Origin of the sequence: Methylobacterium sp. J-001 (assembly GCF_022829565.1) — a bacterium.
Lineage (GTDB): Bacteria > Pseudomonadota > Alphaproteobacteria > Rhizobiales > Beijerinckiaceae > Methylobacterium.
In genome coordinates, this window is record NZ_JAKSYN010000218.1 from 73,397 (window position 1) to 84,222 (window position 10,826).

Here is a 10,826-nt window from a genome sequence, read left to right on the forward strand (position 1 = left end):
CGCGGCGGGAAGGCGGCTAGCCGATCCAGGCGGCGACGCCGGCGATTCCTGCGGGGAGGACGGCAACGACAGTTATCATGCAGCCCCTCCCTCGATCGAGCGCGACGGGGACGAGGCTAGGGGAACCGGAACCGATTCGCAACGCCGGATCCCGCCCCGGCGGTCGGGCCGTCCGGCCCTAGCCCGCGACGTCCAGGCTGCGCGCCGTGCTGACGAGGTGGTAGAACCGGCCGTCGAACAGCTGCATCACCGCCTCGGTGGCGGCGTGGGAGTCCGGGCGGATCGAGGAGGTCAGGCAGGCGTCGAGCGCCGCCTGATCGGGAAAGTCCATCTCCAGGATCATGGCGATCGGCCGGGCGTCGGCATCCTTGGAGACCAGGCGCTGCACCCGCACCGCGGTGACCCCCGGGAAGCGCCGCCAGAACGGCTCCAGCTCGTCCCGGACCCGGCGGAAGAACTCCTCGTCCCGGCCGTCGCGCACCGTGCCCTCGTAGATCGCGGTCCTGGTCAGCATCGGGGCGTCTCCTCAGCCTCCACCGGTCAACCGGCGAGCGCCGGGATCGCTCCCGGCGGGTGACAGGGCGGCCGCGCTGTCGGCAGGCACCGGGCTCCCGGCCTTCACCCGGCCGGCCGAATCGGGGTATCGATACCCCAGCCCATCGCGACGATGCGGGAGAGACCGGGATCCACCCACCAGAGGGGGACCCGGCGCCGACGGAGCAACCGCCCCGGAAACTCTCAGGCACCGGAACCGTGTCGTCAGGGCGATCTGGAGAGCGGTGCAGCGGATCCTTCTGGGTCCGTGGGCACCCGCCGAAGGGGACGTCCGTGCCAGCCTCGCCAGGGCCGGCCGGATCAAGCTCTCAGGCACCGGGACAGATGGGGCGCGCAACCGGCCAACCGCACAGGGCGGCCTTCTCGCGTCCGCACGTCCCGGAGTCCCACACCATGACCCACATCGCCGTCATCGGCGCCGGCATCACCGGCGTGACCACCGCCTACGCGCTCGCCCAGCGCGGCTACCGCGTCACCGTCCTCGACCGGCAGCGCTACGCCGCCATGGAGACCTCCTTCGCCAATGGCGGCCAGCTCTCGGCCTGCAACGCCGAGGTCTGGAACAAGCTCTCCACCGTGCTCCACGGCGTCCAGTGGATGATGCGCCGCGACGCGCCGCTGCTGATGAATCCCACCCCCTCCTGGCACAAGCTGTCTTGGATGGCGGAGTTCATGCGCGAGATCGCGCATTACCGGCAGAACACCGTGGAGATCGTGCGGCTGGCCCTCAAGGCGCGCGCGGCCCTGTTCGCCATGGCGGAGGCCGAGGGCATCGATTTCGATCTGAAAACCCGCGGCATCCTGCATTTCTACCGGGACCGGGCGAGCTTCGAGAAGGCGCATGCCGTCAACGCCCTGCTGCGGGAGGGCGGGCTCGAGCGCTACGCCGTGACCCCGGAGGAGATCCGGGCGATCGAGCCGACGCTGGCCGGCACCTACGCCGGCGGCTACTTCACCCCGTCGGACGCCACCGGCGACATCCACACATTCACCCGCGGCCTCGCCGCCGCCTGCGCCCGCAAGGGCGTCCGCTTCGTCCACGATGCCAGCGTCGAGACGATCGGGGCCGGGGCGGGGGGCTACGCCATCGGCTGGCGCCAGGCTGACCGGCCGTCCGCCGTCCCGCAGACGCTGCAGGCCGACGCGGTGGTGATCTGCGCGGGCTGCGCCAGCCGGCGCTTCGCCGCGATGCTCGGCGACCGGGTCAACGTCTACCCGGTGAAGGGCTATTCGATCACCGTGAACCTGCTGACCCCGCAGGCGCAGGCTGCGGCCCCGGAGGTCAGCATCCTCGACGAGGCGGCCAAGATCGTCACCAGCCGGCTCGGCGACGCGCGCCTGCGGGTCGCCGGCACCGCCGAGTTCAACGGCTTCAACCGCGACATCCGCCACGACCGGGTGCAGCCGCTGATCGACTGGACCCGGGAGCAGTTCCCGCTTGTCGACACCGACCGGGTGGTGGCCTGGAGCGGCCTGCGCCCGATGCTGCCGAACATGCTGCCCAAGGTCGGCCGCGGCCGCCGGAAGGGCGTGTTCTACAACACCGGCCACGGCCATCTCGGCTGGACCCTCTCGGGGGCCACCGCCGAGCTTCTGGCCGAGGCGGTGGCCGCGGAGCATGCGCCGGAGGCCGTGAGTTTGAACTTGGCGGCCTGATGTGGCCTGGAAGTCCGGGGTTCCCAAAGGGCCAGCCCTTTGGCGGGTGATCAGGGCGGAGCCCTGATGAGGCGGGCGAGCTCCGCACCCGCCAAGGATCCCGGATGTCCCACGGCCGACGTGCCAGGCCAGATTATTATGTATACACTGACCGAGCCGCCCCGGATCCCCGAGCCGTGATGCGCATGCCTGCGTCCAATATGCCCCCTGCCTATATCGACCCCGCCACCGGCGCCTCCTACCCGATCGAGATCCCGCGCTGGCGCGGCGAGTCGGGCGGGCCGCTGATGATCTCGCCGCTGCCCGGGATCGACCGGGGGCAGATCGACACCGGGCAGCGCTCGCTCTGGCGCTACGCGGCGGCGCTGCCGGTGGCGGTCACGGATCCGGTCTCGCTGGGGGAGGGCTGCACGCCGCTGGTGCGCCGGCCCTGGCGGGGGCGCCAGGCCCATTTCAAGCTCGAATGGTTCGCCCCCTCGGGCAGCTTCAAGGATCGCGGCGCCTCCGTGATGCTGTCGATCCTGCGCCAGCAGGGCATCGATGCGGTGCTGGAGGATTCGTCCGGCAATGGCGGCGCCGCGGTGGCGACCTACGCGGCCGCCGCCGGGATGCGGGCCAAGATCCTGGTCCCGGCCTCGACCTCGCCGGCCAAGACCGTGCAGATGCGCGCCGCCGGCGCCGAGGTCGAGCTGATCCCCGGCACCCGCCAGGACACCGCGGACGCGGCCGTCCGGCAGGCCGAGGACATCTTCTACGCCAGCCACAACTGGCAGGCGCATTTCCTCCAGGGCACCAAGACGCTGGCCTACGAGCTGTGGGAGGATCTGGGTTTTTCCGCCCCGGACGCCGTGATCATCCCGTGCGGGGCGGGCAGCAACGTGCTCGGCTGCGACATCGGCTTCTCGGAGCTGCTGCGCCGGGGGGCGATCGCCCGGCTGCCGCGCCTCTACGCGGTGCAGCCGGCTCATTGCGCGCCCCTGCATGCCGGCTTCCAGGCGGGGGCCGAGGACTATCGGCCGGTGACCCCGCGCCCGACCTTGGCCGAGGGCGCGTCCATCGCCCAGCCGGTGCGCGGCCGGGCGGTGCTGGCGGCGCTCCGCCGGTCCGGCGGCGGCACCGTGGCGGTCTCGGAGGCGGCGATCGAGGCGGCGCTGATGGAGCTCGCCCGCTCCGGCCTCTACGTCGAGCCGACCTGCGCGATGGCCGCGGCGGCGCTGACCGACCTGACCGCCAGCGGCGCGATCCGTCCCGACGAGACCGTCGCGGTGGTGCTCACCGGCACCGGCATCAAGGCGACGCCGCGCATCGCCGAGCTTTTGGGTCTCGCCCCGTGACCCGCTGAGGCGACTGCGAAACGAAAAAACGCCCGACCAGGAGGAGACACCCCATGCGCAACAACATTCCCGCCCGCGTCGGCATGCCGGTCGAGGAGGTCGACACCCCCTGCCTGATGGTCGATCTCGACGCCTTCGAGCGCAACGTCGACAAGCTCGGCCGCTTCATGAAGGAGAACGGCCTGCGCCACCGGGCCCATGCCAAGACGCACAAATCCTCCGACATCGCGACCGTGCAGATCGAGCGGGGCGGGGCCTGCGGCGTCTGCTGCCAGAAGGTCAGCGAGGCCGAGGCTTTGGTCAGCGCCGGCATCCGCGACGTGCTCGTCTCGAACCAGGTCGTGGCGCCGCAGAAGATCGAGCGCCTGGCCGCGCTGGCCAAACGGGCGCGGGTGCTGGTCTGCGTCGACGACCCCGGCAATGTCGATGACCTGTCGGCGGCGGCGGTCAAGTACGGCGTCACCCTCGAGGCCCTGGTGGAGATCGATGTCGGCGCCGGCCGCTGCGGCGTCGCCCCGGGCGAGCCGGCGGTGGCGATCGCGAAAAAGATCGCGGCGGCGCCGGGGCTCACATTCGCCGGGCTGCAGGCCTATCAGGGCCGGGCGCAGCACGTGCGCGACTACGCCGAGCGCAAGGCCCTGATCCAGGCGGCGATCGACGACACGAAGCGCACCGTCGACCTGCTGAAGGCCGAAGGGCTCGGCTGCGATATCGTGGCGGGCGCCGGCACCGGCAGCTTTGCCCTGGAGGGCGGCAGCGGCGTCTACAACGAGCTGCAATGCGGCTCCTACGTGTTCATGGATGCCGACTACCAGCGGGTGAAGGATGCGAGCGGCCAGCCGATCGGCGACTTCGAGAACAGCCTGTTCATCGTCACGTCGATCATGAGCAAGGCCAAGGCCGATGTCGCGATCTGCGACGCCGGCCTGAAGGCCCAGAGCATCGACAGCGGCCTGCCCCTGGTGTTCGGCCGGAGCGACGTGGAATACGTCAAGTGCTCGGACGAGCACGGGGTGATCAGCGATCCCGGCAACGTGCTCAAGCTCAACGACCGCCTGAAGCTGATCCCGGGCCATTGCGACCCGACCGTCAACGTCTACGACTGGTATGTCGGCGTGCGGGACGGCCGGGTCGAGGCGGTCTGGCCGGTCACCGCCCGCGGCATGACGTTGTGATGGGGGCTGTGCCGTAACGGGTTCCCAAAGGGCGAGCCCTTTGGCGGGTGCAGGGCGGAGCCCTGATTCATCACGGCAGGGCGCTGCCCTGCACCCGCAAAAGGTCGCAGACCTTTTGAAACCATGACCTTGGAGATCGTCACGTCATGCGCTTCATCTCGGAGGAGGAATCCGCCGCCCTGGTCGATCACGCCCTGGCGTTCGCGGCGGCCCGGGAGGCGCTGATCGCCGCGGTCGCCCCCGGAACCACCCTGTTCCCGGCGGTGCTGGGGCATGGCTCGGAGCCGGCCAACCGGTTCTCGATCAAGTCGGGATCGACCGCCGACTATGCCGGCCTGAAGGTCGGCTCGTTCTGGCCGGGCAATCCCGACCGGGGCCTGCCGCGGCACAATTCGGTGATCCTGCTGTTCGACCAGGCGGTCGGCCGGGTCGACACGGTGATCGAGGCGGGCCGCGTCAACGCCTACCGCACCGCCGCCGCCGACGCGGCGGCAGCGAGCGTCCTGGCCCGGCCGGATTCTGAGGTGCTCGCCGTGTTCGGGGCCGGCAACCAGGCGGAGTTCGAATGCGCGGCGCTCGCCCGGATCCTGCCGATCCGGACCGTGCTGGTGGTGGCGCGGGATCACGACAAGGTCGCGGGGTTTGCCGAGCGCCTGCGGGGGCAGGGGGCCGCGGTCGAGGTGCGGGCGGCCTCCGCGCAGGAGGCCTGCCGGGCCGCCGACGTGATCGTGACGGCCACGCCCGCCCGGGCGCCCCTGTTCGAGGCCGATTGGGTCCGCCCCGGCACCCATGTTGCCGCCATGGGGGCGGATGCCAAGGGCAAGCAGGAGCTGCCCCCGGCCCTGCTCGAGCGGGCTGCGCTGTTCTGCGACCTGCCCGAGCAATCGCGCACCATCGGTGAGTTCCAGCACGCCCCCGCGGCGGCGGAGCTGCGGGCGATCGGCGCCGTGCTCGAAAGCGGGGAGGGCGCGCGGACCGACCCGGCGGCGATCACGGTGTTCGATTCCTCCGGCATCGCCCTCCAGGACCTGACCATCGCCCGGGCGATCCTGGCAAAATGGGTTTCCAAAGGGCATGAGCCCTTTGGCGGGTAATCAGGGCGGAGCCCTGATGAAGACGAGCAGGGCGCCGCCCTGCACCCGCAAAAGGTCGGGGACCTTTTGAAACCAGGATTGCGCATGCAGGACAGGCAGATCCGGGTCATCGGCATCGGCACGGGCGATCCCGAGCACCTGACCCTCCAGGCGGTGCGGGCGCTCTCCGATGTCGACGCGGTGTTCGTGCTCGACAAGCGCGCCGAGACCGCCGACCTCGTGGAGATCCGCAAGCGGATCTGCGCCGCCCATATCCGGAAGCCCCACCAGGTCGTCACCGTCGAGGATCCGCCCCGGGAGCGCCGCCCGGCCGATTACGGCGCCACCGTCGACGCCTGGCACGCGGCCCGGGCCGAGCGGCTGGAGGCGGCCTTCGCGGCGGCGCTCGAATCCGGGCAGGTCGGGGCGATCCTGGTCTGGGGCGATCCGGCCCTCTACGACAGCACCCTGCGGATCCTCGACCGCATTGCGTCGCGCGGGCGTCTCGCCCTGACCTGCGCCGTGATACCCGGCCTCTCCAGCGTGCAAGTCCTGGCCGCCCGCCACGGCGTGCCGCTGAACGCCATCGGCGGCCCGGTGCTGATCACCACCGGGCGCCGCCTTGCGGCAGGCTGGCCGGAGGATGCCGAGAGCGTCGTGGTGATGCTCGACGGCGATCCGAGCTTCGCCCATCTCGACCCGGATCTGACGATCTACTGGGGCGCCTATCTCGGCAGCCCGGACGAGATCCTGGTGTCCGGCCGCCTCGGCACGGTCGGCGACGAGATCCGGAAGGTCCGGGCCGAGGCCCGGGCGCGGCATGGCTGGATCATGGATATTTATCTGCTCCGGCGGCTCTGAGCGTGAGAGGCCGCCCTCCCGCGCGGCCCTGAATCGCTGCGCTGCGCGCGCGGGTATCCCACGCTCTCCCCTCATCCTGTGCGCGCCGCGCGCTCCTCCCCCTTGTGGGGAGGAGTGGGCGGTGGGGGTGGCTCACGAGGCACCCTCACGCGCGATCCTGCACCACCCCCACCCCTGGCCCCTCCCCGCAAGGGGGCGAGGAAAAGCGCGGTGCTTCAAAGGCTTGCTGCCGGAACGCTGTGTGGATCGGCAGGGACGCGGGGAGAGCGTGGGAGGACCCGGGCCAACGCGCCCCGTGAGAACGCCGCCCCCCGCCGTGACCCCGCCGCCACGGACAGGACGGCCCGACCCGGCTAGACCGCCGCCATGCTGCGCTTGCGGGACTACCAGCGCGCCAGCCTCGACGCGCTCGCGGCCGCCTGGGGGCGGGGAGGGGGCGACGCGGCGGCGCCCGGCCATCTGGTCGTGCTGCCCACCGGGGCCGGCAAGGCCCTGGTCATCGCCGCCCTCGCCCGGGAGGCGGTGACACAAGACCCCCTCGCCCGGGTGGCGATCGTCACCCACAGCCGCGAGCTCGTCGCCCAGAATTTCTCGGAGCTGACCCGCTACTGGCCGGAGGCGCCGGCCGGCATCTTCTCCGCCGGGCTCGGGCGGCGGGAGGCCGGGGCGCAGGTCCTGGTCTGCGGCATCCAGTCCGTGGCCGACCGGCTCGACGCGGTCGGCCCGCGCGACCTCGTGATCGTCGACGAGGCGCACCTGATCCCCCGCGCCGCCCAGACCCGCTACGGCCGGTTCCTGGCGGGCCTGCAGGCGCTGACGCCCGGGATGCGGGTGGCGGGCTTCACCGCGACCCCCTACCGGCTCGATTCCGGCCGGCTCGACGCCGGCGCGGGCCGCCTGTTTTCCGGGATCGCCTACGAGGCCGATACCGGCGACCTGATCCGGCGCGGTTTCCTGGCGCCCCTCGTGTCCAAGGCGACGCTCACCCAGCTCGACGTCTCCGGGGTCGGCCGGCGCGGGGGCGACTACATCCCGGGGGAGCTGGAGGCGGCGGTCAACCGCGACTGGATCACCAAGGCTGCCGTGGCCGAGCTGACGGAATACGGCAGCGGCCGCCGGGCCTGGCTCGCCTTCTGCGCCGGCCTCGCCCATGCCGAGGCCGTGCGCGACGCGGTGCGGGCCGAGGGGTATTCCTGCGAGACGGTCTCGGGCGAGACGCCCCGCCGGGAGCGCGACCGGATCGTGGCGGCGTTCCGGGCGGGCAAGATCCGGTGCCTGACCTCGGTGGGCGTGCTCGGCACCGGCTTCAATGCCCCGGAGGTCGACCTCGTGGCCCTGCTGCGCCCGACCCGCAGCACCGGGCTCTACGTCCAGCAGGTCGGCCGGGCGCTGCGCTGCGCCCCCGGCAAGGAAGACGCGCTGATCCTCGACTATGCCGGGCTGGTGCGGATGCACGGGCCGGTGGACGCCGTGACGGCGCAGAGTGCCGCCCAGGTGCTGGCCGGGGCAGGGGGCCTGCGCGCCAAGCCCTGCCCCGGCTGCGGCGCCCTGATCGCCCTGAACGCCTCCACCTGCGAGGCCTGCTGGACCGAGCCGGAGACGGAGGAGGAGGGCGCGCCCCTGCACGACGCCGCGGCCGAGGACGAGCTGCCGATCCTTTCGGCCGACATCACGCCCATGGTCGAACCTTCCGGCCCTGCCCCGGAGGCGGAGGCGCCCTGGCATCCGGTGACGGACCTGACCCTGGAGGCGGCCCCGGACGGGCTCGACCTCGTGCTCGGCTGGCGGGACGGCGCCGCCGCGGCCGATTGGCGGGTGCGCCTGCGGCCCGAGCGCAGCGGCTACGAGCGGGAGAAGGCGGTGCTGTGGTGGCGCGGGCTCGGCGGCGGGCGCGACGCGCCCATGGATGCCGCCGGCTTCCTGGACCAGGCCGAGTCCCTGGCCCGGCCGGCGGCGATCCGGATCCGGCCCGGCCGGCTGTCGGACCAGATCGAGTGCCGCGCCCAGGACGGCCGGATCTTCGCCGACCAGAGCCGGCTCGCCGGACGCGGCGCGTGACGCCGCCGCGGGGAGGGCGCTTTGAGCAGAGCGCTTTTCAGAAGCGCGCTTGGCCCTGGGGGCCTCGGACCGCCCTCACCCGGTCCCGCGCAGCCGGGTCCGACAAGCTGCTCCGCCGCGCCGGGCCCGGTGCCCCGGGCCTGGCCGGAGACCCGGTTCCGGATCGACCGGCGAAATCGACCGGCGCATCCGGCCATCTGGCATGCCAGACCCCCCTCACCCCGCCGTATCGACGGCTATAGTTCCATAATATATCTTATGCGAACTTTGGATATGGGTCGGGAGGGGTGTGGTGGGGTCCGATGGCAGGGTCCGGGATGTCTCCTGACGGCCCTGGCGCAGGATCCGGGCAGCAGCCTCCAGAACCACACCGTCATCCCGGGGGCGCGTAGCGGAGCCCGGGATCCAGATCCGCCGACAGGTCGAGGTCTTGCGGGCCGTCGGCGGCTCGCGATCGGCGCTTCCGACGGCCTCGTCAGGGCCGGGCTCGCTTGCCGAGCTCTGGAATGGCGCGCGCGTTACGGCAGCCGGGACCGCAGCCAGCCGAACAGGCGGCGCCCGGATAAGCGGGCAGGCGGCATCCGGATTGTGGGCGCGGCCCCCTCCTCCGGGATCGGGCCTTCGTGGAAGCGCGCGCCGAACGACCAGAACTGGTCCTGCCGGGTCCCGATCATGCCGAGCCCCACGGGCTCGCGGTCGACCCCCGGGCGCATCCGCCCGCCGGCCCAGACCCGCTGCCAGCAACCGCGCCGGGACAGGTCGGCGTCGCGCCAGCCCAGGCGCCCGTGCCCGGCGACGGCGAAGATCCGGTCGCCACCGAACGTCTCGGGGATCCACACCCAGGTCGAGAACACGTAGGCCCGGTCGGTGCCGAGGCCGGCCGGGTCGACCGCCCGCGTATAGGCGCTGAGCGCCAGATTCGGGTGCCGCCCGGCATGCCGGCGCAGGCCGCTCGGCAGCGTCAGGGTGTCCCCGAAGGCCCCCGCCCCCAGGTCGGTCGGCGCCTGGCCGTGCTCCAGCGCGTAGGCGCTGTCGATGAGCTGGATCCAGGGTTCGAGATCGACCTCCCAGGCCTGCTCGGTGGGGGCGAAGCGGCGCACCTGCCCGGCGATCACCCGGTCGGCGACCCGCCTTGCGGGCTCCGGGCGCCAATCCGGCCCGGCCTCGGTGACGCGCAGCAGCGTCGAGGGGCCATGCGCCCAGACCGCCTCGGCCAGGCGCTCGAACGCGGAATCCGGGGTGTCGCGGCCGAGCTTGCGCACCAGGATCTTCGACCCGTCGGCGAGGTCGTCGAGCATCTTGCGCTTGAGATGGGCGAGGCGGCCGTATTCGCGCTCGACCAGCACCGCCGGGTCGATCGAGCCGGCGGCATGGCCGGTGTTCGCCCAGATGTTGTAGGCCACGCTGTGGCAATAATAGGTGCCGCCTTCGCTGACCGCGATGCGCAGGTCGCCCGGCACGCCGAAATCCGCGAAGCCGCAGCGCAGGCCGCGGATCAGGTCCGCCATCGGCGTGTAGGAGAACCGCAGCAGCCCGGACGGCTCGACGCCGCCGTAGCGCTGCACGAAGCCGAACTCGCAATTGTCGCCCAGGCTCCGAAACCCGTGGAGCCGCTCCGAAAGCCTCGCGGCCGCCGCGTTCCTCATCCCGGTCACTGTCGTTCGCTCTGATCCGCCGAGCCCTTTCGCGACAGATCGCGGTGTCCGCCCGGGTTTGTCCAGCCCCGTCCGCGCATGGGCGCCGCCGCGGGGCCGGCGCGACCGGCCCGGGAGGAGGGGTCTTTCTGGGGGGCGGTGCGGTGGAGCCCCCTCCCCGGCCCGTGGCGGGATCACGGAACGCGCTCTCCTCCCCCTTGCGGGGAGGAGTTGGAGGAGGGGGTGGTGCAGAAGGCACCGTACCGTTCGAGCCTGAACCACCCTCACACATGCCCCCCCCCACAAGGGGGCGGGGAAAACGCACAGTGCTTAGATTGGAAGAGCACACGCCTGAACTACAGACACTCCGGAGACACTCGTAAACTGGCCTCTGCTTGAAAACAAAGACAACTCAACTCATATCATACTGTTCTCACAGCTTATTGAGCTCACATTACACTGATATAACTGGAGACATCT

Annotated in this window: 8 protein-coding genes and 2 riboswitches; of the genes, 6 read left to right on the forward strand and 2 right to left on the reverse strand. The window is 71.9% G+C overall.

Annotated features, from left to right (window positions below):
- Positions 1 to 178: 178 nt before the first annotated feature.
- Positions 179 to 514 carry a hypothetical protein gene (locus MKK65_RS29100; RefSeq protein ID WP_243961664.1) on the reverse strand — a complete coding sequence of 112 codons (336 nt, stop codon included), beginning with the start codon at positions 512 to 514 and terminating at the stop codon, positions 179 to 181.
- Positions 515 to 660: 146 nt separating this feature from the next.
- Positions 661 to 764, forward strand: a riboswitch (glycine riboswitch).
- Positions 765 to 767: 3 nt separating this feature from the next.
- A riboswitch (glycine riboswitch) is annotated at positions 768 to 881 on the forward strand.
- A gap of 67 nt (positions 882 to 948) precedes the next feature.
- Here MKK65_RS29100 and MKK65_RS29105 point away from each other — a divergent pair.
- From MKK65_RS29105 to MKK65_RS29130, 6 genes are all read left to right on the forward strand, one after another.
- Entirely contained in the window at positions 949 to 2,211 is a 1,263-nt protein-coding gene (locus MKK65_RS29105) for a D-amino acid dehydrogenase (protein WP_243961665.1), read from the forward strand.
- A gap of 200 nt (positions 2,212 to 2,411) precedes the next feature.
- On the forward strand, positions 2,412 to 3,545 hold the full coding sequence (locus tag MKK65_RS29110) for a pyridoxal-phosphate dependent enzyme (RefSeq protein WP_409565518.1): 1,134 nt from the start codon (positions 2,412 to 2,414) through the stop codon (positions 3,543 to 3,545).
- A 53-nt stretch (positions 3,546 to 3,598) separates the two neighbouring features.
- A complete protein-coding gene (locus MKK65_RS29115; protein ID WP_243961667.1) occupies positions 3,599 to 4,720 on the forward strand; it encodes a DSD1 family PLP-dependent enzyme in 1,122 nt (373 codons plus the stop codon).
- A gap of 146 nt (positions 4,721 to 4,866) precedes the next feature.
- Positions 4,867 to 5,814: an ornithine cyclodeaminase family protein gene (locus MKK65_RS29120; RefSeq protein WP_243961668.1), complete on the forward strand. Its 948-nt coding sequence runs from the start codon at positions 4,867 to 4,869 to the stop codon at positions 5,812 to 5,814.
- A gap of 84 nt (positions 5,815 to 5,898) precedes the next feature.
- The gene (cobF, locus tag MKK65_RS29125) at positions 5,899 to 6,654 is read left to right on the forward strand and encodes a precorrin-6A synthase (deacetylating) (RefSeq protein ID WP_243961669.1); all 756 of its coding nucleotides are present in this window, start codon (positions 5,899 to 5,901) and stop codon (positions 6,652 to 6,654) included.
- A 366-nt stretch (positions 6,655 to 7,020) separates the two neighbouring features.
- Positions 7,021 to 8,712, forward strand: coding sequence for a DEAD/DEAH box helicase (locus MKK65_RS29130; RefSeq protein ID WP_243961670.1), 1,692 nt, complete (start codon positions 7,021 to 7,023; stop codon positions 8,710 to 8,712).
- 518 nt (positions 8,713 to 9,230) lie between these two features.
- On the opposite strand, the gene MKK65_RS29135 is transcribed toward MKK65_RS29130, so the two are convergent.
- The gene (locus tag MKK65_RS29135; protein WP_243961671.1) at positions 9,231 to 10,358 is read right to left on the reverse strand and encodes a hypothetical protein; all 1,128 of its coding nucleotides are present in this window, start codon (positions 10,356 to 10,358) and stop codon (positions 9,231 to 9,233) included.
- Between the last annotated feature and the right edge of the window lie 468 nt (positions 10,359 to 10,826).

What these genes read in the sequence shown, in the direction of transcription:
- MKK65_RS29135 (WP_243961671.1), bottom strand. Translation starts at nt 10,358, where the DNA reads ATGAGGAACGCGGCGGCCGCGAGGCTTTCGGAGCGGCTCCACGGGTTT.
- MKK65_RS29100 (WP_243961664.1), bottom strand. Translation starts at nt 514, where the DNA reads ATGCTGACCAGGACCGCGATCTACGAGGGCACGGTGCGCGACGGCCGG.
- cobF (WP_243961669.1), top strand. Translation starts at nt 5,899, where the DNA reads ATGCAGGACAGGCAGATCCGGGTCATCGGCATCGGCACGGGCGATCCC.
- MKK65_RS29130 (WP_243961670.1), top strand. Translation starts at nt 7,021, where the DNA reads ATGCTGCGCTTGCGGGACTACCAGCGCGCCAGCCTCGACGCGCTCGCG.
- MKK65_RS29115 (WP_243961667.1), top strand. Translation starts at nt 3,599, where the DNA reads ATGCGCAACAACATTCCCGCCCGCGTCGGCATGCCGGTCGAGGAGGTC.
- MKK65_RS29110 (WP_409565518.1), top strand. Translation starts at nt 2,412, where the DNA reads ATGCCCCCTGCCTATATCGACCCCGCCACCGGCGCCTCCTACCCGATC.
- MKK65_RS29105 (WP_243961665.1), top strand. Translation starts at nt 949, where the DNA reads ATGACCCACATCGCCGTCATCGGCGCCGGCATCACCGGCGTGACCACC.
- MKK65_RS29120 (WP_243961668.1), top strand. Translation starts at nt 4,867, where the DNA reads ATGCGCTTCATCTCGGAGGAGGAATCCGCCGCCCTGGTCGATCACGCC.